Below are 22,094 nucleotides of genomic sequence, written 5' to 3'. Positions count from 1 at the left end.
GAGCCGTTTCCCTGGTCGGCGTTGAGCACCATGTCGACATCGGCGCCCATGAGGTTGATGGTGTTGGTGCGGCTGCGTAGCGCCTGGATTTGCGAATGGGTGAGCGCCGTGTCGCCAATCAGTTCTTGGTTCATCTGGAAACTGCTGCGTGCGATGCTCAGGTTCTCCTTGCCAATGAAGTTGATGCCCTTGCGCATGTTCTGCTCGCTATTCCACGCCACGTCCAATCCCCAGCGTATGGGCAGTTGGATGCCGCTGTCGGTGGGGCGGAAGGGCACCACCACATCCGTCTTGGCCTGTGGTAAGAGATAAATGCTCGATGAGAGTCGGGGCTGCTGAGCCATGACCGTTGAGGCAAGGCCCATGGCCGCCAGGAGTAAGAAGGGTTTGATAGTTTTCATGATTTGTAGATAAGTAGATTGTAAAAAACAAGGGGCGAGCGTTACACTCGCCCCTTGGGTTATTGGGGCATGATGGTTTATGCCGCTTTAGCTTTCTTAAGAGCCTTGGCCTTGCGATGGCGCTTGTACCACTCCATGAACACGCCGAAGGCCGCCATCACCATGAGGATGGCATAGGCTGTGTAGGCCACAGCCTCCGTGTTGTTGATCGAAGCGGGATGGAAGTCGAGCACCACCTCGTGCTTGCCAGGTTTGATGTTCATGGCGCGCAACACGTAGTTGACACGTCCCAGCTCCACGGGTTGTCCGTCGACGGTGGCCGTCCAACCAGGATAATAGATCTCTGAGAAGACGAGCACGCCACCCTTCTCAGAGTTCACCTCATACTTCAGGTTGTTGGGCTCGTAGCTCTTCAGGGTAGCCATGGAGGTCGACTCCTGCTTGACGGCAGTACCCAGTTGCTTCTCAAACTTCTTGTCGGCCACGGCCTCATGTCGCAGGTCGATGGCGGCGAGGCCGTCGAGCTCCTGGTTGGCATTGTCCACATAGCTCACCTTGTCGACGAACCATGCGTTGCCGTAGGCGTATGGGTTCTGGATGGGTACCGTCTGGTTGTTCTGAAGGCCCATGATGAAGTACTTCGTGTTGAGCATGTTGATAACCGGGAAGATGCTGTCGCCATTCACCTTGGTCATGTCGCCAGCCGCACCAGCCACGGCCGATGCGGTCTTGCCCATCTCCTTGCCGATGTATGCGTCGACCAACTCTTGGTAACGGCGCAACTTGGCGGGATGATAGCCACCGATGCTCTTGTGGTAATAGGATGTGGTGTTTTCGTTGAACGTGTTGGTTGCGAGGTTCAGCACACGATAATCGAGGGCTTTGTCTCTGAGGATTTGCTCGTCGGTTGCCGACATCTGCTGCGGTGTGTCGCGCACGCTCTTCTCAACAAACATGTTGTCGTTGAGGTAACGCTTGTCGACCTGCCACATATCGATGAGGCAGAGCACGGCGATGCACGCCACGAGGATTCTCGAGTTGAGCTTCTTGAAACGGTAGAGCATCAGCAGCGCCAAGCCGATGAGCACGATGAAGAACGAGCGGAGGGCGTCGGCAGAGAAGATATACTTGCGCACCTCCACGAGGTTGCCCTTGAAGCCATTGATGAATTGTGCCGCGTCGGGACCCTGCTGGGCGATCTGGTTGAACTGCATCATCTCGTTGTTGGAGACAAACTGCGAGAAGAACAAGCCCGGAGCCAACCAGAAGAGCAGGGCGAGGCCGCCGGTCAAGGCAAAGCTGGCGTAGACCCAACGTGCCTTCTTGGCCAACAGGTCGGGCTCGTCTACGATGCGCTTCAGAGCCATCATGGCCAGCAAAGGAATGGTAAACTCGGCGATAACGAGGATGGAAGCCACCGTGCGGAACTTGGCGTACATCGGCACATAGTCGATGAAGAAGTTGGTGAAGCCCATGAAGTTGCGTCCCCACGACAAGAGGATAGACAGGATGGTGGCAGCCAGCAACGCCCATTTCATGGGACCCTTCACAATGAACAGGCCGAGCACGAAGAGCATAAGCACAAAGGCGCCCACGTAAACCGGTCCGCTGGTCATGGGCTGGTTGCCCCAATACTGGCCGATGCTCTGGTAAGCCTGCATGTAGTTGGGGTCGGCTTTCTCCATGGCCTTTCCGTTGGCGGCCATGGGCACACTGGCTCCGCCCTTGGTGTTGGGCACGAGCAACGTCCATGTCTCGCTCAGGCCATAGCTCCATTGCGTGATATAGTCGCGGTCGAGACCGCTATCGGTTTGGTTGGCAGAGTTTTTCTTCACCAGCTCGCTCTTGCCACGCATGCTCTCCTTGGAGTATTGCCAGGTGTGGTAAAGGTTCGAGAGGTTGATGCTGATACCGATGGCGGCAGCGGCCACGGCCACGCCCGACGCCTTCCAGAAGCGTGCCATCTGGTGGTTGCGGATGGCGTCGACCAGCCAAGCGATGACCATGAAGAGGATGGCGAACAAGTAATAGTAGGTCATCTGCACGTGGTTGGCCTTCACCTCAAACGCCGTGAAGAGGGCGGTGACGATGAAGCCCCACAGGTATTTGCCGCGATAGGCCAGCGCCAGACCGCCGATCATAGGCGGCAGGTAGGCCAATGCCATCACCTTCCAGATATGTCCGGCGGCAATGATGATGAGGAAATAGCTCGAGAATGCCCACACGATGGATCCCAGGGCGGCCAGGTGCTGCTTGAAATTGAAGGCCCTCAGCATGATGTAGAAGCCCAGGAGATAGGCGAAGAGGTACCACACGTTGTCGGGCAACCACAGGTGGTAGAAGTCCATCACCTTGTCGAGCAGGTCGGTGCTGTGGTAAGAGGGCGACGTCTGGTAGGTGGGCATGCCACAGAAGGTGGCGTTGGTCCAGCGGGTGCGCTCGCCTGTGCGTTGGTAATACTCACTGGCCTCCTGTCCGGCTCCACGTCCGGCCGAGTGGTCGTCTTGGTAGAGGATGCGCCCGTCGAGGTCGGCCGGCGCAAAGTAGGCGAAAGAAATGATTGCGAAAAGCACGACAACAAGAATGTCGGGTAGGCATTTCTTCAAAGTTTTCATAAGAATAGGTGTAAACGTTTATTATTCTATGCGCAAAGGTAAGTAAAATTTCGCTGAATGGTTTGAATTTCATAGTAAAAAGGAAAGCGAGCCATCGATTTTTTTGTAACTTTGCGTCAAATAATCATTTATTGTATTGAAAAAGATTGGTATTATCGTTGCGATGGACAAGGAGTTCGCGCAACTCAAGACGTTGCTCGACGATTGTCGTACGGAGCGACATCACTTCAAGGACTTCGTCATAGGCACCCTCGATGGCGCTGAGATTATTCTTCAACAGTGTGGCATCGGAAAGGTAAACTCGGCCATTGGCGCCGTGGAGATGATCGATTGTTACCAGCCCGACCTCGTTATGTCGACGGGCGTGGCAGGCGGAGCCGACGTGACGCTTAGCCCGCTCGATGTGGTGGTGGCTGCTGAATGCACCTACCACGACGCCTATTGTGGCGAGGAGGTGGCGCGTGGCCAAATCATGGGCCAACCCGCCCGTTTCGTGTCGCCAAAGGCGTTGGTCGACAAGGCCTTGGCGCTCAGCGGCGTGGTCGACGGCATAAAGATTCGCAGCGGCCTGACCGTCAGCGGCGAATGGTTTGTCGACTCGCGTGAGAAGATGCGCCAGATTTTGGCCGACTTCCCCGACGCGGTGGCCGTCGACATGGAGAGCTGCTCGATCGCGCAGACCTGCCATATCTACCAAACCCCGTTCATCTCTTTCCGCATCATTAGCGACGTGCCGCTGAAGGACCACAAGGGAGCCCAGTATTTCGATTTCTGGAACCGCATGGCCGAAGGCAGCTTCGAGATTACCCGTCATTACCTCAAGGCCCTGTTGGCCTAACCTTTTAGCATAACCGATTCATTATGAATAAGATACCATCCTTTACCATCAATCATGAGAAATTGTTGCGTGGCATTTATGTCAGTCGCAAGGACGTAGTAGGAAACGAAGTGGTTACCACCTTCGATATCCGTATGAAGGAGCCCAATCGTGAGCCCGTGCTCCACAATGGCGCCATCCATACCATTGAGCATCTGGCGGCAACCTATCTGCGCAACGACCCCGAGTGGAAAGACCGCGTGGTGTATTGGGGCCCGATGGGATGCCTCACCGGCAACTACCTGTTGCTGCGTGGCGATTGGGAGTCGCGCGATATTGTGGAACTGATGAAGCGCACGTTCCAGTTTGTCGCCGATTTTGAAGGCGAAATACCTGGTGCCGCCCCTCGCGATTGCGGCAACTGGTTGCTCCACGACCTGCCCATGGCCCGCTGGGAGGCCCGCAAGTTTCTCGACGAGGTGCTGATGAACATGAGCGAGGAGAACCTCGTTTATCCTCAGTAAGCACCGTTTGTCGTAACTTTTTGCGTCGTTTAATGGTTTTTTAACGGTTATTTCGTTCAGCGAAAGGCGTAAATCGTTATTTTTGCAACAGTAATCTAACAAACCCATGAAAAAGAAAATGTTACTCGTCGCCGGTTGCCTCATGGCGCTTGCGGCCCATGCGGATGGCGCATACAGCTATCTGACCTTTACCCATAACAACCTGGCTGAGCAATCGTTCAGCGCCGCCGACCTGACCATCACCTTCGAGAATGGGCAGGCTGTGGTGGCCCAGAACGGCAACAAGACCACCCTGGCGCTGGCCGACCTGCAGAAGATGCGCTTCACGGCAGAGCCCGCCGGCGTGGAAGAGGTGGTGGCCGAGGCCAACGGACCGCTCACCGTGGTGACCCTTTCTGGCCAGCGCGTGGGAACCTTCAAGGACAAAGCCACGATGGAAAGAAGCCTGAAGAAGGGATTGTATGTAGTGAAAACCGCAGGAAAAACCTATAAATACGAAGCAAGATGAACACATTCTTCACAAATATGACCCTCGGAACGATGGTTCGTAGGAAGGCTTTGGCCTTGCTGATGCTCTTCGCGCCCGTATCGGCGTTTGTCTCCGCCCAGACGTTGAACGTCAAGGTGGGCGAGGTGACCTATGCCCACATGGCCGAGCAGACCGGCGACATGCTCTTTGACAACGGATCCACGCTGACCGTGCAGGGAAAGACCTACCAACTGGCTGAGGTGACCTCGGTCACGGTGAACAACAACCGTGTGGCCGACAACACCATCGCCGTGAACTATCAGGGCGCTAAGGCCCAGGTGACGGTGGCTGGCAACTTGGCCCAGCACGTCACGGTGAGTGCGGTGGGCGCCGATGTGCGCGTCGTGGCCGACTCCACTTACATGGGTGCCATCGCCTACACGTTGACCGGCTCGAGCACCGACGGCTCGTTCTACATGGACGGCGATGCCAAGGCTTCGATCACCCTCGACAACCTTTCGCTGACAAGCGCCAAGGGCGGGGCCATCACCATCGACGATGGTAAGAAGATCGACGTTAACCTTGTGGGAACCAACGTGTTGGCCGATGCTGCCACGGGCTTGCAGAGCGCTTGCCTCTACATAAACGGACATGTCGACCTGTTGGGCGAAGGCACACTTGCCATCAAGGGCAATTGTCGCCACGCTTACTCCTCCGACGAGTACACGCGCATGGTGAGCGGCACGCTGACGGTGGAAAGCGCCAAGGCCGACGGTGTTCATGTCAAGCAATATTTTGAGATGTGCGGCGGCACGCTGACCGTCAATTCGGAAGGCGACGGCATTGATGTGGGCGCCAAGAAGAAGGGCTGCGACAACAATGGCCAGCTCATCCTCAATGGGGGTGTGGTGACCGTAACGGCCACAGGCGAGGGCGCCAAGGCCCTGAAAGCCGACAGCACCATCACCATGACGGGTGGAACGGTGACGGGCAAGACCACAGGATCGGCTTATTTCGATGCGACGGTGAACGATATTGGCGGTGTTTCTTCGTTGAAGGCCGGAGGCAAGTTCCTCATGAAGGGTGGCTCGCTGAGCCTCACCTCAACGGGACCGGGCGCCAAGGGCATCAATGCCGATGGGGATATCGTGATCGACAATGGCCAACTGTCGGTGGTGACGACGGGCGACCTCTATGTGTATAACGCCCTCGACACCAAGCCACACGCCGTGAAGACCGACGGAACCATCACCATCAATGGCGGAACCTTGTTTGTGGCCGCCTCCTCGGTCGGACGTGCGTTGAGCACCGACTTTGCGTTCTTGGTGAACGGTGGTACGCTGATGGGCATCGGCGGCAAGAAGTGTGAGCCCACAGGCGGCACACAGAAGTACAAGGTTTACAAGGCCCAGAACATCAAGGCGGGAGCAACCGCCGCTTACGATGGCGTTAGCTTCACCATTCCCGCCATCTACAACAACAGCAAGGCACAAGTGCTTGTGTCGAAGGCGGGTATGTAAACGGCGCTGAGTGGGCATGGCCCGACAGAGAGGTGCCTGCCGATTGCGAAATGATTATGATAGGCTTGTGGGTTCCAACGCGTCGCGAAGGAACGCACAAGCCTGTTTTCGTTTCTCTGAAAAGGACGGAACCTCGGGGGCTTCGTTTCTCGTTCGAGTCAAAGGGAGCGGCCGGCAATAGGAGGGCTGCCAAGGGAATGGATGAGGAGTTGTAGGGTTATTTGGTTAAAAAGTTGTGTCGAGATTTTGCGTGCTCTAAGAGCAGAAATCGCCGTTTGTGAGAGATTGCGGCGCCCGATCTAAGAGCAGCGCTCGCCGTTAGGCATCTTTCGAGTTGCGAAAGACCATGTTTCGTGCCTCGAAAGACCATCTTTCGAAGCAAGGTTAGGCATGTTTCGAGGTGCGAAAGATGCCTAACCGCAAGGCGTAATGTGGAATTTGAAAGGCGAAAAGACGAATTGCGAACGCAACAGATTGATTGTCAGGCGATTGCGTAAATGCGCTGAGAATCGTATATTTGCGGCAAACATCACGCTCGTTCCAAAAATCAATGTAGTTTTGCGTATAGATTGTTGAGGCTTTTCGAATGGTTTTTGAGGCCATTCCTGTCTCGCCCGTGGATCGCGCCCGATGGGCATTGGCCACCTACTTGCAAGTTACTCGGTTATTGGCCGAAAGTTTTTGGAGGTAATTGATTTCGTTTGCAACATTTTTATTATCTTTGCCACCAATATAAGTTGTTATCCATGATTTATACAATTGAAAAAATTACCACCCTCATCGGTGCGCGCCGTTTTGGCGAAGAGAATGCCAACATCGGCTTTTTGTTGACCGACAGCCGTTCGCTCTGTTTCCCCGAAGAGACATTGTTCTTTGCCTTGAAATCGGGGCGTAACGATGGGCATCATTATATCCCAGAGCTTTATCGCCGTGGGGTGCGAAACTTCGTTGTGGAGGATGTGCCCGAAAACATGGAGCAGGTTTATCCCAAGGCCAACTTCCTGAAGGTGATCAACTCGCTGGAGGCGTTGCAGCGCCTTGCCGAGCGCCATCGCGACGAGTTCAACATCCCTGTGGTGGGCATCGCAGGATCCAATGGTAAGACCATGGTGAAGGAGTGGCTCTATCAGATCCTCTCGCCCAACATGCACGTCACACGCAGTCCGCGAAGCTACAACTCGCAGATTGGCGTGCCCCTCTCGGTGTGGCTCATGAACGAGCAGACCCAGGTGGGCGTGTTCGAGGCGGGTATCAGCAAGCCCGGTGAGATGCTGGCCCTGCGCGACATTGTGCAGCCTTCGATCGCCGTGCTCACCAATATCGGTACGGCCCACCAGGAGAATTTCAGCTCGATGGAGGAGAAATGCCACGAGAAACTCATATTCTTCCATGATGCGGAGAAGATGGTTTACGATGGCGACGATACGTTGGTGACAAAGGTCTTGGCCACGTTCGATTACAAAGGCGAAAAACTCTATTGGTCGCTTAAGGACAAAACGGCCCCCATGTATATCAAGGCCGTGGAGAAAAAAGACACGGCAACCACCATCACCTATATTTATAGGGGAGGTGAGGAAAACAGGTATAGCATTCCGTTTATCGACAAGGCCAGCATCACCAACTCGGTGACGTGTGCCATTGTGGCGTTGCAACTGGGCATTACGCCCGACCAGCTCGATGAGCGGATGCAGCTGCTTGAGCCGGTGGCCATGCGCATGGAGGTGAAGGAAGGACGTCATGGGTGCACGCTCATCAACGATTCGTACAACTCCGACTTCAAGTCGCTCGACATAGCGCTCGACTTCATGAACCGCCGTCCCGACCATAAGGGACGTACGCGCACGCTCATCCTGAGCGACATTGTGCAGAGTGGAGAGCAGCCCGAGAAACTCTATCGCGAGGTGAGCGACCTGGTTTGCAAGCGTGGAGTGGAGAAATTTATTGGCATAGGCCCGGTGATGTTCTCGCAGCGCGACAACATTCAGGTGGCCGACAAGTCGTTCTTCACGACGGTGAAGGAGTTTATCCATAGTCCGGTGTTCGACAACTTGCACGACGAGGTGATTCTCATCAAGGGCGCCCGACAGTTTGGATTCGACCGCATTACGGAGCTCTTGGTGCAGAAGGTGCACGAAACGGTGCTCGAGGTGAACCTCAACGCTGTGGTCGACAACCTCAACTATTATCGCTCATTCATGAAGCCCGAGACCAAGCTCGTGTGTATGATCAAGGCCGATGCGTACGGCGCAGGAAGCGTGGAGATAGCCAAGACCCTGCAGGAGCATCGGGTGGACTATCTGGCCGTGGCCGTGGCCGACGAGGGCGCCATGCTCAGGGGCAATGGTATAACCAGCAACATCATGATCATGAACCCCGAGATGTCGGCCTTCAAGACCATGTTCGACAACGATCTCGAGCCTGAGGTGTACTCATTCCGCTTGCTCGACGCCTTGGTGAAAGCCGCTGAGATGGAGGGCATTACCGATTATCCCGTGCATATCAAGCTCGATACCGGCATGCATCGCCTGGGCTTCGACCCTGAGCACGACATGGAGGAACTCATCAGTCGTCTCAAACACCAGAACGCCGTCATTCCACGGTCGGTATTCTCACACTTCGTGGGGTCCGACAGCGATAACTTCGACGAGTTCTCTGCCCATCAGTTTGAACTGTTCGACAAGGCCAGCCGACAGTTGCAGGCTGCCTTCGACCATAAGATTCTGCGCCATATCGACAACTCGGCAGGCATTGAGCACTTCCCGGAGCGTCAGCTCGACATGTGCCGACTGGGATTGGGACTCTACGGAATCAATCCGCGAAACAATGGCGTGATCAACAATGTGTCGACCCTGAAGACCACCATTCTCCAACTTCGACATGTGAAGGCGGGCGACACGGTGGGCTACAGCCGAAAGGGAACCATTGAGCACGATAGCCTTATCGCAGCCATTCCTATTGGCTATGCCGATGGATTGAACCGTCATCTGGGCAACCGCCGTTGCTATTGCTTGGTGAACGGGCAGCGTGCGCAGTATGTGGGAAACATCTGCATGGACGTGGCGATGATCGATGTGACAGGAATCGACTGCAAGGAAGGCGACAGCGTGGAGATCTTTGGCGACAACCTGCCTGTCACCGTGCTGAGCGACGTGCTCGATACCATCCCATATGAGGTGCTCACGGGCATCAGCAACCGCGTGAAGCGTATCTACTTCCAGGATTAATCCTTTTGGAGACAGATAGTTGCAAGATTTTTTATTTTAGGCGATAAAACCTAATTAATTATAGAATAAGGCGCAGATTTACAATTATTTTTTGTAAATTTGCGCCATATCATTTATCGAGAATCTACCTTAGAGATTCGATGTCTATCTAAAACAAAGTATGGGAAATGTATTTATGTATATCATCGGCTTGGGAGCAAGCGTGATGATGCCTATCATCTTCACGGTCATTGGACTGTGTATAGGCATGAAGTTTGGTAAAGCCTTGAGGTCTGGCCTCTATGTGGGAGTGGGCTTCGTGGGCTTGGGTATTGTGACATCGCTGCTCACAACCAATTTCAAGGATCCGTTGGATCTCATCTCAAGCATCTATGACCTCGACCTCAAGGTGTTTGATATGGGATGGCCAGCCGCAGCTGCCGTGGCTTACAACACGGCCGTGGGTGTGCTCATTATCCCCATTTGCTTGGGTGTGAACCTGCTGATGCTGCTTACAAAAACTACACGCACGGTGAACATCGACCTCTGGAACTATTGGCATTTCGCCTTTATCGGCGCTGTGGTCTACTTCGTTTTCGACGAGAACCTCTATTGGGGCTACTTCGCATCCATCGTTTGCTATGTCATCACGCTGGTTATTGCCGATCGCACGGCATCGAAGTTCCAAGGTTATTACAAGGATCTCGATGGAATCTCGGTGCCACAACCGTTCTGCCAGAGCTTCCTGCCTTTCGTCATTTGCATTGATTGGCTCTTGGAGAAAATACCTGGATTCAGCAAGCTCGATATCGACGCGGAGGGATTGAAGAAGAAGTTTGGAGTGCTCGGCGAGCCGTTGGTGCTCGGCGTCATTGTGGGTATGCTCATTGGACTTGTCGCTCGCCTCGATGTGAAGAAGATCCTCATCTTGGGCGTGACGATGGGAGCCGTCATGGAGCTCATCCCGCGTATCACAAAGTTGTTCATCGAAGGCTTGATGCCCATCTCGGAGAAAACCAAGGAATTGGTGAACCGTCGGTTCCATGGCAAGCAGGTGTTTATTGGAATGAGTCCGGCGCTGGTCATTGGTCATCCCACAGCATTGGTTTGCACCTTGCTGTTGATACCTGTTTATCTGCTTATCGCCGTGTTCCTTCCCGGTAACCAGTTCTTGCCGTTGGCCTCATTGGCAGGATTGTTCTACCTCTTCCCGTTGATGTTGCCTTACACCAAGGGTAATGTGGTGCGTACCTTCATCGTTGGACTGGTGGCGCTGACAGCCGGGTTGTGGTTTGTTACCGATATGGCGGCCGACTTCACAAGCGCTGCCGCTATGGTGTATGCAAGCACGGGCGAACTGACTGCAAAGGTTCCCGAGGGATTCATGGCGGGTAGCATGGACTTCTCAAGCTCGCTCTACGGCTACGTTATCTACGCCGCTTGCAAATATGCTAAATTCGTTGGCGCAGGATTGCTTGCGGTGTTGGCCTTGGGCTTGATGGCCTGGAACCGTTGTTTGATCGTACGGGAGGAAAGAGCCACAGAAGACTTAATTGCCAATGGGAAGGAGAGGGAGTAATGTCTCGCCATCCATTAGATTTTTGAAAACACTTAATTTGTAATATCATCATGAAGAAAACCATTCTTACCGCAGCCCTTTGCTGCTTTGCCCTGGCTGGTTTCGCTCAGGGCTGCTGCTCTAAAGGCTATGAGGTGAAGGCTGAAAACGCTTACACCCATTACAATGTGCGTTGGGCAACGGGACCTGAAGATGCTAAGCATTACACCACCGACCGCCTGCGCAAGGAATATCTCATAGAGAAAGTGTTTGCTCCAGGAGAGGTGAACTGGACCTACACAATGTTCGATCGATTCCTCATTGGTGGCGCTGAGCCTACCTCGACACCGCTGAAACTCACGTCTATTGCGCCTCTCTATGTGGATGAGAGCAAGGGTAACGACGGACGCAACCTGCTCGACAACCGTGAACTGGGCATCATCAACGTGGGTGGCGAAGGCACGGTGACTGTCGATGGAAAGTCCTACTCTTTGGGATTCCAAGAGGCTCTCTACGTGGGCCGTGGTGCCAAGGATATCGTCGTGGCCAGTAAGAATGCCGCAGAGCCTGCCAAGTTCTATCTCAACTCGGCTTGCGCACATGCTTCTTTCCCCACCAAGAAGGTGACTTTGAAGGAGGCCAACAACATCAAGGCTGGTAAGATGGAGGAGTCGAACGACCGCGTTATCCACCAGATGATTATCAATGGTGTAGCCGGGGTGCGTACCTGCCAGTTGCAGATGGGTATCACCGAGCTGAAGCCGGGTAGCGTTTGGAACACCATGCCCGCACATATCCACATGCGTCGCATGGAGGCTTACTTCTATTACAAGGTGCCCGAGGGACAGAAGATTCTTCATGTCATGGGAGAACCGCAGGAAACTCGCCCCATCTGGATGAACAATGAGCAGGCTGTGATTTCGCCGCAATGGAGTGTGCATTGCGCTGCCGGCACAAGCAACTACACCTTTATCTGGGGTATGGCTGGCGAGAACCTCGTATATACCGACATGCAGTTGGCACCAATCCCCACGCTTGAATAATCTTTCGGAGGATGTGTGTGTTCCATTACCGCTAACCGTTGATCGACATGCATCGACGACTATGGATGGAACGAACACATCCTCTTGCTTTTATAGCCCTCGCCATCGGGCAAAGATGGCAATCAGATAACCTAAAAACTACTTATTTGAGATGCTAACCACTAAGAACAAAATATCCCAATACAGGTGGGTGATATGCTCCATGCTCTTTTTTGCCACGACCATCAACTACATGGATCGTCAGGTGCTTTCGTTGACATGGAAAGACTTTATCGCCCCGGAATTTCATTGGACCGATGCCGATTATGGCAACATCACCGGTGCATTCTCGTTTTTCTACGCTTTGTTCAGCCTCTTCGTTGGAAAGTTTATCGACCGATTGGGCACCAAGCGCGGTTATCTAATAGCTATTTTCGTATGGTCGTTGGGCGCCTGCTTGCACGCTATATGCGGTTGGGTCACCATGCAGTATGCTGGGCTCGATAGTGTGGATGCCTTGCGCGCCGTGAAGGCGGGATCGCAGATGGCGCTGATGATTTCCACGGTGAGCGTCTATCTCTTCATGTTCTGCCGCATTGTGTTGGCAATGGGCGAGTCGGGCAACTTCCCGTCGGCCATCAAGGTTGTGGCCGAGTTCTTCCCGAAGAAAGACCGCGCCTTTGCCACGGCCATCTTCAACTCGGGCGCTTCGATAGGCGCTCTCATAGCGCCGCTTACCATTCCGGTGCTTGCCAATTACTTGGGGTGGGAGAGCGCGTTTGTAATCATTGGTGGAATAGGTTTTGTGTGGATGGGCTTTTGGGTGTTCATCTACGACAAACCGAGCCAGTGTAAGCATGTCAATGAGGCGGAGTTGGCCTACATCTTGCAAGACGACGCTGCCGATAGCGATGCCGCTAAGGCCGCTGCCAAAGCCGATGGCCCCACGTTGCCCTTCATGCGTTGCTTCACTTATCGACAGACTTGGTCGTTTATCATGGGTAAGTTTATGACCGATGGGGTGTGGTGGTTCTATCTGTTCTGGGCCCCCGCCTATTTCTCCGACCAGTTTGGCTACGCATCGAGCACCACCATGGGCCAATGGCTTATCTTCGTTCTCTATCTCATCGTCACGGCGTTGAGCATCGTGGGCGGTTACATCCCTAAGTACTTTGTGGAGCATCGTGGCATGGAACCCTATTCGGGTCGTATGAAAGCCATGTTCATCTTTGCCCTTCTGCCACTGCTTGCCCTTGTGGCTCAGCCGCTTGCGTCATGGAAGGGTAGCCCGATAGACCCCGCATGGTGGCCCGCCATCATTATCGGATTGGCGGGAGCAGGCCACCAGGCATGGTCGGCCAATCTCTATTCTACCATTGGTGACATGTTCCCGCGCTCGGCGGTGGCCACCATCACGGGTGTGGGCACCATGGCGGGCGGTATCTCCTCATGGGCCATTAACACTGGGTCGGGCTATCTGTTTAATTACGCTGAGCAAATGGGCGCTGGCTTTACTTTCCTCGGTTTTGAGGGGAAACCTGCCGGTTACATGATCGTGTTCTGCTTCTGCGCCGTGGCTTACATGGCTGGTTGGATCATCATGAAGACCTTAGTGCCCAAGTATAAGCCCATTGAGGTATAAGGATTCTTGGCAAATAAAAAGATGGTTTTAATGCAGAAAGCTATTCGCTTTTCCATCAAGACCTTCTGTTTTATAGTACATGATAAGTTGGTTTGAAAGAGGCGCCTGAATAGGGTGCCTCTTTCATTTGGGCGAACCCATAGGAAGGTTGGGTAAACAAGCAAGGCGCTTTTTCGCCAATCGTGCTTTGCTGTCCATTGGCCAAAGTGAGCCTATATCAAAAACCCGAATCGCTCGTATGGGCGATCCGGGCTGGATAGTTTGTAGATTCTTATAGGAAGGCAATTGTAAGTCCTGCCATGACGATGCTGACCATCGACATCAACTTAATGAGAATATTGAGCGACGGGCCAGATGTGTCCTTGAACGGGTCGCCGACGGTGTCGCCCACAACGGTGGCTTTGTGGTTCTCGCTGCCTTTGCCGCCGAAGTTTCCTTCTTCGATCATCTTCTTGGCGTTGTCCCATGCACCACCTGAGTTGGACATAAACACGGCGAGTGTGAAGCCTGCTGCCAATCCACCGGTAAGCAAACCGAGCACACCAGCTACGCCAAGTACCAATCCCACAACGATAGGAATGACGATAGCGAGGAACGATGGGATAATCATCTCGCGCTGGGCACTACGTGTGCTAATCTCTACACAGCGTCCGTAGTCGGGCGTAGCCTTACCTTCGAGGATGCCCTTGATCTCGCGGAACTGGCGGCGTACCTCCTGAACCATCGACTCGGCGGCACGACCCACGGCACCCATCGTAAGTCCGCAGAAGAGGAAAGCAGCCATTGCACCGAGGAATGCGCCAACGAGTACCTTCGGATTGATGAGGTTCACCTCGAAGAAGTTGATGAAATCGATGGTGGAAGCCTGTGTGGGGTCGAAGGCATTGCCCGCAGCGTCGATATATTGCTTGCCGCCCTCGAAGGCGCGTACCATAGCAATCTTGATTTCTTCGATGTATGAGGCGAGCAGGGCAAGTGCCGTAAGAGCGGCTGAACCAATGGCGAAGCCCTTTCCTGTGGCGGCTGTGGTGTTGCCCAAGGCGTCGAGCGCGTCTGTGCGCTCACGCACAGCCTCACCCAGTCCGCTCATCTCTGCGTTGCCGCCAGCGTTGTCGGCGATGGGGCCGTAGGCGTCGGTGGCAAGCGTAATGCCCAAGGTCGACAGCATACCCACTGCCGCAATACCGATGCCATAGAGACCTGTGCTGAGGCTCTTGGCCGAAAGTGACATGTCGAAACCATTGGCGCAGAGGTAGCTCAGCATAATGGCGAATGAGATGGTGACCACGGGAACCATCGTGGAAATCATGCCCGTGCCGATACCTTTGATGATAACGGTGGCTGGACCTGTCTGAGAAGCCTCGGCAATTTTCTGCGTTGGCTTGTAGCTTTGCGAGGTATAGTACTCAGTTGCCTGACCAATGATGACGCCGGCGACCAGTCCGCTGATGACAGAGAACGACAATCCGAGCCAGTTCTCGATGCCCAGCAAGTAAAGGATGGCAAATGTGGCGATGGCGATGAGCACGGCGCTTACGTTGGTTCCCAGACCGAGAGAGCGAAGCAAATCCTTCATGGTTGCTCCCTCCTTGGTGCGAACCAAGAAGATTCCGATAAGAGAGAGGAATATTCCGATGGCTGCGATGATCATCGGAGCTATGACGGCCTTCAGCTGCATGTCGCCGTTCATGGCGAAAGCCGTGGCGCCGAGGGCGGCAGTAGAAAGGATTGATCCGCAATAACTTTCGTAGAGGTCGGCGCCCATGCCGGCAACGTCGCCCACGTTGTCGCCCACGTTATCGGCGATCGTTGCGGGGTTGCGGGGGTCGTCCTCAGGAATGTTGGCTTCCACTTTACCCACGAGGTCGGCGCCCACGTCGGCAGCCTTGGTGTATATGCCACCGCCCACACGAGCGAAGAGCGCTTGTGTTGACGCACCCATACCGAAGGTCAGCATCGTTGTGGTGATGGTGATGAGGGCGGTCTTCTCGCCTGCGTACACCTCATTGAGGACAATGAACCAGATGGCGATGTCGAGGAGGCCGAGACCTACCACGACCAGTCCCATCACAGCACCGCTGCGGAAGGCGATCCTCAGACCCTTGTCGAGTCCGCTGCGTGCGCCATTGGCCGTGCGAGCTGAGGCGTAGGTGGCCGTTTTCATGCCGAAGAAACCGGCAAGACCGGAGAACAATCCACCGGTGAGGAATGCGAAGGGCACCCATGGGTTTTGGACCTTGAGGCCATACGCCATGAATGCAAACACGATGGCGAGCACCGCAAACACGATGCCTACAACCTTGTACTGCTGCTTGAGGTATGCCATGGCACCTTTTCTCACGTGCGCTGCAATCTCAATCATGCGTTCGGTTCCCTCTTCCTCCTTCATCATGGAGCGGAAGAAATACCATGCCATTCCCAGAGCCACTACGCTGGCGATGGGGATAAGCCAGAAAACTGATGGAATGTTGTTCATAAGATAAGTATTTGATGTTTAAGGTGATGCTTCCGGAGGTTTAAGGCCGAAATCGTTTTTCCTTTGCAAAAATATGAAATATTCCAATAGGTAGTACTTTTTAATCGATATTTTTTTGCTTAAAATCGCAAATAATTCTATGTTTGATGCATGTGTTTCTGACAATCAAGACTCTAAGGTGGGGCAAAGGTGAAGAAATGCTAATGCGGTTCCCAAATGCCTATTGGCTTTTAGGCTGCGAAAGGCCCACTCTCGCCTCATACGCAATGGTGTGTGCGTTTGGCGAAAGTGGGCCTTTGTTGCTCTTGTGATGGTTTCGTATGTGCGAAGCGTTCGCTTCGTTTATGTGATGCGCCTCCACCGTTTATGTGATGCGCCCCTACCTTTATATATATAAGGCGTGATTGATGGAGGCGTATCGGGTGTGGAAGGAGAAGCTCTGTTTGTTGGATGAGGCTTACTCCTTGGCTGAATGAATGCTCCTTACGTAGATGCGGTGGCGCCTATGGTTCTCCGCTTCCAAGTATTGCCATTGGCTGAGCACCCCTTTGTTGGTTTCCATTTGGGGCATTGCCTCTGCCCATTTGAAGCCATATTGGCGATAATAGCTGATAAGATCGTTGAAGATAAGTGCGTTGGCGCCCTTCGTGCGATACTCTGGGAGCACACCGATGAGCAGCAAATCCACCGTGTCGGTCTTGTGCCATTTCACCACACGTAGCATGTGCCACCATCCGAAGGGCAGCAATCGACCATCGCGTGTGTGTTGCAGGGCCTTTGAGAACGATGGGAACGAAACACCGAACCCTATCATCTTGTTGTTCTCGTTGCCGTCGAGCACCGCCGTGACCAGGTTTAAGTCGGCCATGCGAAGGTAATCGTTCACCAACTTGTCGATCTGCTTGTCGCTTAATTGGGCAAATCCGTAGAGGTTGTTGTAGGTGGTATTCAGAATGTCGAACAGTTGCTTACCCTTTCCTTCGGTCAGCAGCTCCTTGCGTGTGAACTTGTGTACGTGCAAGTTGTAGCGCTTCTCAACCATCTCGGCCAGTTTGGCGAACTTGGGAGGCGTCACCTCGGGCACGCGGATTCGGTACTCCAAGTAGTCGTTGTCCTTTCGAAAGCCCCCCATAGCCTCCATGTGTTGCGGGTAGTAAGGGTGGTTGTAGTTGATGTACATGGTGGAAAGGCGATCGAAGCCCTCCACGAGCATTCCCTCCCGATCCATGTCGTCGAAGCCAAACGGTCCACCAATCTCGGTCATTCCCTGCCCGGCTCCCCATTGCTCCACGGCGCTGATGAGCGCAGCCGACACCTCTTGGTCGTCGATAAAATCGAACCATCCGAATCTCACCATGGGCGTTTGCCAACGTGTGTTTGCCCTTGTGTTGATGATGCCGGCAATTCGCCCCACAACCTTTCCTTCCTTATAGGCCAGGAAATAGGCTGCGTTGCAATATTCAAAAGCGGGGTTCGACGTGCGACTAAGTGTGCCCAACTCGTCGTTGAAGAGAAAAGGCACCGCATGGTCGCAGTCGCGATAGAGGTCGTAGAAAAACTGTACGAAGGCCTTTAGCTCCTTCTTCGTTTCCACCTGCTTGATGTTCACACTCATGGATAGTCCGCTTTGTCAGTCTTGTTTGGCCGTTGGCAGAAATCCTTGCCGGCGCAATGCGTCGATCATTCCCTCCGACATGGCTTCGTTGTCGCGTCGGGTGTAGCGCAGGTCGGTGAACACTTGGGCCAACGTTTCTTTGTGGTTGATCTCCACAAAGTGCTGGTTGGCAGGCAACGCCTCCTTCTCAGCATAGCAGTCGTCGATGGCTTGGGGTGTGTAGTCGTGGTAAGTTTCTTCGTGGATGATGGCTCTCAGCGGCAGGCGGTCGCTCAACTCGGGTTGCTCGTCGGGCCATCCCAGTGTGATGGTGGCCACGGGAAACACCAGTTGGGGCAACTGGAGCGTGTCGATAATCATTTGGGGCATGTAAACCGTGGTGCCCAGGAAGCATGTGCCCAGTCCCTCCTCTTCGGCCAGGTTGCAGAAGGTTTGGCAATAGAGTAGCGCGTCTGTTGAGGCGTTGATGAAGCTCAGGAAATTGTCGTAGCCCGGTTTTGCCTGTCGGTTCTCGGCCCACAGGGTGGTGCGTCGGAAGTCGGCGCAGAACGTCAGCACCACAGGCGCTCCACAAACCATGGGCTGGTTGAAGTGTGCGGGTGCAAGCTTGGTCTTCATCTCCTCGCTTCGTGTCACGATGACGCTATACAATTGCAGGTTGCCCATGGTTGGCGTGCGCTCTGCTTCGGCCAACAGGCGATTGAGCAACTCCTCGGAAACAGCCTTGTCGGCATATTTTCGGATGCTTCGGCGTGTAGTTAAGTTTCTCATTTTGGTTTACTTGTTTGTTGCAAAGATAAAGAAAATTATCCGAGGGGGAAAAGTTTTCGCTTAAAATCATGTTTCAAGTCTTCACTTTCTCGCAAATCTTTTGTAGTTTTGCAAAACATAGTAGTAACCATTTGAAAACATTTCGGAGCATGGAAAACCAACCAACCTATTCCTACGAGGAGGCTTATTCCGCTTCCTTGAACTATTTCAACGGCGATGAGCTCGCCGCAAGGGTGTGGGTGAACAAATATGCCATGAAAGACAGTTTCGGACATATTTATGAAAGAAGTCCCGAGGATATGCATTGGCGCATAGCCAATGAGATAGCGCGCATAGAGTCGAAATACCCCCATGCGCTCAGTGCCCAGCAGGTGTTCGACCTGCTCGACCATTTCCGTTACATCGTTCCCGCAGGCAGTCCCATGACGGGCATTGGCAACACCCATCAGGTGGCGTCGCTAAGCAACTGCTTTGTCATCGGCTTGGAGGGCGACGCCGATTCCTACGGCGCCATCATGAAGATCGATGAGGAGCAAGTGCAACTCATGAAGCGACGCGGTGGCGTGGGGCACGACCTCGACCAGCTGAGGCCCAAGGGAAGCCCTGTCAACAACTCGGCCCTGACCAGTACAGGTCTGGTTCCGTTTATGGAGCGCTACAGCAACTCCACACGTGAGGTGGCGCAAGACGGACGCCGCGGAGCGCTGATGCTCTCGGTGAGCGTGAAGCACCCCGACGCCGAGAGCTTCATCGACGCCAAGATGACCGAGGGCAAGGTGACGGGAGCCAATGTAAGCGTGAAGATCGACGACGCTTTCATGCAAGCCGCCGTAGCCGACAAGCCCTATGTGCAACGGTTCCCAGTAGATGCCGACCAGCCGATGGTGCGCAAGGAAATATCGGCACGCGACCTTTGGCATAAGATTGTGCACAACGCTTGGAAGAGTGCCGAGCCCGGCGTGCTCTTTTGGGACACCATCCTGCGTGAGAGCATCCCCGATTGCTATGCCGATCTGGGGTTCCGCACGGTTTCGACCAATCCCTGTGGCGAGATTCCTCTCTGCCCCTACGACAGTTGTCGACTGCTCTGCCTCAATCTCTATAGCTATGTGGAGAACCCCTTCACGCCCGCAGCGCGTTTCGATTTCGACAAGTTTAGCGCTCACGCTCGCATGGCCCAACGCATCATGGACGACATCGTGGATCTCGAGATGGAGAAGATCGACCTGATCATGGAGAAGATCAAGAATGATCCGCAGAGCGACGACGTGAAGCACACCGAGTACCATCTGTGGGAGAAAATCAAGCATAAGAGCGGACTGGGACGTCGCACGGGAGTGGGCATTACCGCAGAGGGCGACATGATAGCCGCCATGGGGTTGCGTTATGGCACCCAGGAAGCCACCGATTTTGCCGTTAGCGTGCAAAAGACCTTGGCGCTCAACGCCTATCGCTCGTCGGTTACCATGGCCGAGGAACGTGGTGCCTTTGCCATCTATGATGCTGAGCGTGAGGCCAACAACCCGTTTGTGAACCGTTTGCGCGAGGCCGACCCACAACTCTACGACGACATGGTGAAGCATGGCCGTCGCAATATCGCCTGTCTGACGATTGCTCCCACAGGCACCACATCGCTCATGACACAGACCACCAGCGGCATCGAACCGGTGTTTATGCCCGTCTATAAGCGTCGCCGCAAGGTGAACCCCAACGACAAGGAGGTGCATGTGGACTATGTGGACGAGGTGGGCGACTCGTTCGAGGAGTACATTGTTTACCACAAGAAATTCCTGGAATGGATGAAGATCAACGGCGTCGACACCGAGAAGAAATACTCGCAGGAGGAGATCGACGCCCTCGTGGCCCGTTCACCTTATTATAAGGCTACGGCCAATGATGTGGACTGGTTGATGAAGGTGCGCATGCAAGGTGCCATCCAGAAGTGGGTGGACCATAGCATCTCGGTTACCGTAAACCTGCCCAACAATGTGGACGAGGAGTTGGTGAACCGCCTTTACGTGGAGGCTTGGCGCTCAGGCTGCAAGGGTTGCACCATCTACCGCGACGGAAGTAGGTCGGGTGTGATGGTCGCCGTTACGAAGAAGGATAAGAAGAAGCGCCAAGAGCCGCCAGCACCCGTTACAGCCACCGCCTTGCAGAGGCCGTTGGTGCAGGAGGTAAGGCCCAAGGAACTCGATTGCGATGTGGTTCGTTTCCAAAACAATCGTGAGAAATGGGTGGCCTTTGTAGGATTGCTCAATGGTTATCCCTATGAGATTTTCACGGGCTTGCAAGACGATGAGGAGGGCATTGTGTTGCCCAAGACGGTCACCAAGGGCAAAATTATCAAGCAGACCAACGACGACGGCTCACACCGTTACGACTTCCAGTTTGAGAACAAGCGCGGTTACAAGACCACCGTTGAGGGCTTGAGCGAGAAGTTCAACCCTGAGTATTGGAATTATGCCAAGCTCATCTCAGGCGTGTTGCGCTATCGCATGCCCATCGACCACGTCATCAAACTGGTGGGATCGTTGCAGCTCAACGACGAGAGCATCAACACCTGGAAGAATGGTGTGGAGCGCGCCTTGAAAAAATACATCACCGACGGCACCAAGGCTGCGGGAAAGAAATGCCCCGTATGTGGCCAGGAAACGCTGGTTTATCAGGAGGGTTGCCTCATCTGCACCAACTGCGGCGCCAGTCGTTGTGGATAATCGCCCATGGGGCGCTCGTCGTCTCAGCGCCCCATGACGCTGTTGCGAATGGGTTGGAAGAGGCGACGGGCTTATGAACAAATGTGTTGACGTATGAACTTAAAGAACAGTTATATCCATCTGCGTGGCCTGCGTTTCCATGCCTTTCATGGGGTTATGGCGCAAGAGCGCATGGTGGGCAACGATTATGAGGTAGACCTGCGCTTGCGGGTGAACGTGGAGCGTGCCATGTTGAGCGACGATGTGGCCGACACGGTCAACTACGCAGAGGTGTATCAACTTGCGAAACAAGTGATGGGCGAGCCTCGCCACTTGGTGGAGCATGTAGCGGCGCGTATTGCGCAGGCCATCCTCGGCAAGTGGTCGCAGGTCGATGAGGTGAATGTTTGCCTCACCAAGCGCAACCCACCCATGGGCGCCGATTGCGAGGGCGCCGGCGTGGAGTTGTGTGTGACGCGATAAACGAAGCAGCGAAACTCCCCGTGGCGTCTCTTGTCAATCAGCCAAGTGGGGTGGGGAACGACGCATAAGGGGGAGGCTTAGCGCCTTGCCTTTAGGTGGATGGATGCGTGTTGGGTAAATGACGGGTTTGGCAACAGCCCCATTTGCCCAACACTTTTTTGTGGGAATATAGCTCAGGCGTCATGTTGTTAGGAAGCAGGTGTTGCTTTGGTTGTTAGGAAATTTGGTGTAACCATCCGAAATATGCCGACTTGTGCCTTCCGTTTAAGTTGTCGACCTTTG

The 22,094-nt window shown here is 54.1% G+C and carries 14 protein-coding genes and 1 pseudogene; 10 read left to right on the top strand and 5 right to left on the bottom strand.

Going from position 1 to position 22,094, the window contains the following annotated elements:
- Both WKK33_RS06185 and WKK33_RS06180 read right to left on the bottom strand, forming a co-directional pair.
- Positions 1-401, bottom strand: a pseudogene (locus tag WKK33_RS06185) (hypothetical protein); the annotation flags it as partial.
- 77 nt (positions 402-478) lie between these two features.
- Positions 479-3,016, bottom strand: a complete 2,538-nt coding sequence (locus tag WKK33_RS06180) for a YfhO family protein (RefSeq protein WP_337932955.1) — start codon at positions 3,014-3,016, stop codon at positions 479-481.
- A 136-nt stretch (positions 3,017-3,152) separates the two neighbouring features.
- Here WKK33_RS06180 and WKK33_RS06175 point away from each other — a divergent pair, with 136 nt between their 5' ends.
- From WKK33_RS06175 to WKK33_RS06140, 8 genes are all read left to right on the top strand, one after another.
- Complete coding sequence (locus tag WKK33_RS06175; RefSeq protein WP_215760156.1) at positions 3,153-3,854, top strand: 5'-methylthioadenosine/adenosylhomocysteine nucleosidase; 702 nt, start codon at positions 3,153-3,155, stop codon at positions 3,852-3,854.
- Between the two features lie 23 nt (positions 3,855-3,877).
- Complete coding sequence (locus tag WKK33_RS06170) at positions 3,878-4,357, top strand: S-ribosylhomocysteine lyase (protein ID WP_215760155.1); 480 nt, start codon at positions 3,878-3,880, stop codon at positions 4,355-4,357.
- A gap of 106 nt (positions 4,358-4,463) precedes the next feature.
- Positions 4,464-4,865, top strand: coding sequence for a hypothetical protein (locus tag WKK33_RS06165; RefSeq protein ID WP_337932954.1), 402 nt, complete (start codon positions 4,464-4,466; stop codon positions 4,863-4,865).
- Positions 4,862-6,346, top strand: coding sequence for a carbohydrate-binding domain-containing protein (locus WKK33_RS06160; protein ID WP_337932953.1), 1,485 nt, complete (start codon positions 4,862-4,864; stop codon positions 6,344-6,346). Before WKK33_RS06165 ends, WKK33_RS06160 begins: the two co-directional genes overlap by 4 nt.
- A 746-nt stretch (positions 6,347-7,092) precedes the next feature.
- Entirely contained in the window at positions 7,093-9,570 is a 2,478-nt protein-coding gene (locus WKK33_RS06155; protein WP_337932952.1) for a bifunctional UDP-N-acetylmuramoyl-tripeptide:D-alanyl-D-alanine ligase/alanine racemase, read from the top strand.
- Between the two features lie 160 nt (positions 9,571-9,730).
- On the top strand, positions 9,731-11,128 hold the full coding sequence (locus WKK33_RS06150) for a PTS transporter subunit IIC (RefSeq protein WP_337932951.1): 1,398 nt from the start codon (positions 9,731-9,733) through the stop codon (positions 11,126-11,128).
- A 50-nt stretch (positions 11,129-11,178) separates the two neighbouring features.
- A complete protein-coding gene (gene kduI, locus WKK33_RS06145) occupies positions 11,179-12,150 on the top strand; it encodes a 5-dehydro-4-deoxy-D-glucuronate isomerase (RefSeq protein ID WP_215760150.1) in 972 nt (323 codons plus the stop codon).
- 151 nt (positions 12,151-12,301) lie between these two features.
- On the top strand, positions 12,302-13,771 hold the full coding sequence (locus tag WKK33_RS06140; protein ID WP_337468338.1) for an MFS transporter: 1,470 nt from the start codon (positions 12,302-12,304) through the stop codon (positions 13,769-13,771).
- 271 nt (positions 13,772-14,042) lie between these two features.
- Here WKK33_RS06140 and WKK33_RS06135 read toward each other — a convergent pair whose 3' ends face one another.
- The 3 genes from WKK33_RS06135 to WKK33_RS06125 form a co-directional block, all read right to left on the bottom strand.
- On the bottom strand, positions 14,043-16,247 hold the full coding sequence (locus WKK33_RS06135; RefSeq protein ID WP_215760148.1) for a sodium-translocating pyrophosphatase: 2,205 nt from the start codon (positions 16,245-16,247) through the stop codon (positions 14,043-14,045).
- A 457-nt stretch (positions 16,248-16,704) separates the two neighbouring features.
- Positions 16,705-17,862, bottom strand: a complete 1,158-nt coding sequence (locus WKK33_RS06130; RefSeq protein WP_337932949.1) for an N-acetyltransferase — start codon at positions 17,860-17,862, stop codon at positions 16,705-16,707.
- 15 nt (positions 17,863-17,877) lie between these two features.
- Complete coding sequence (locus tag WKK33_RS06125; protein ID WP_287768182.1) at positions 17,878-18,633, bottom strand: nitroreductase family protein; 756 nt, start codon at positions 18,631-18,633, stop codon at positions 17,878-17,880.
- Positions 18,634-18,782: 149 nt separating this feature from the next.
- Here WKK33_RS06125 and WKK33_RS06120 point away from each other — a divergent pair, with 149 nt between their 5' ends.
- Both WKK33_RS06120 and folB read left to right on the top strand, forming a co-directional pair.
- The gene (locus WKK33_RS06120; protein WP_337932947.1) at positions 18,783-21,350 is read left to right on the top strand and encodes an adenosylcobalamin-dependent ribonucleoside-diphosphate reductase; all 2,568 of its coding nucleotides are present in this window, start codon (positions 18,783-18,785) and stop codon (positions 21,348-21,350) included.
- Between the two features lie 93 nt (positions 21,351-21,443).
- Positions 21,444-21,812 carry a dihydroneopterin aldolase gene (gene folB / locus WKK33_RS06115; RefSeq protein ID WP_215760144.1) on the top strand — a complete coding sequence of 123 codons (369 nt, stop codon included), beginning with the start codon at positions 21,444-21,446 and terminating at the stop codon, positions 21,810-21,812.
- Positions 21,813-22,094 lie beyond the last annotated feature (282 nt).

The sequence above is a fragment of the Hallella sp. genome, assembly GCF_037460745.1.
GTDB classification, from domain to species: domain Bacteria; phylum Bacteroidota; class Bacteroidia; order Bacteroidales; family Bacteroidaceae; genus Prevotella; species Prevotella faecis.
The sequence above is the reverse complement of the archived record's forward strand: the minus strand, read 5'-3'. Positions and strand labels throughout refer to the sequence as shown.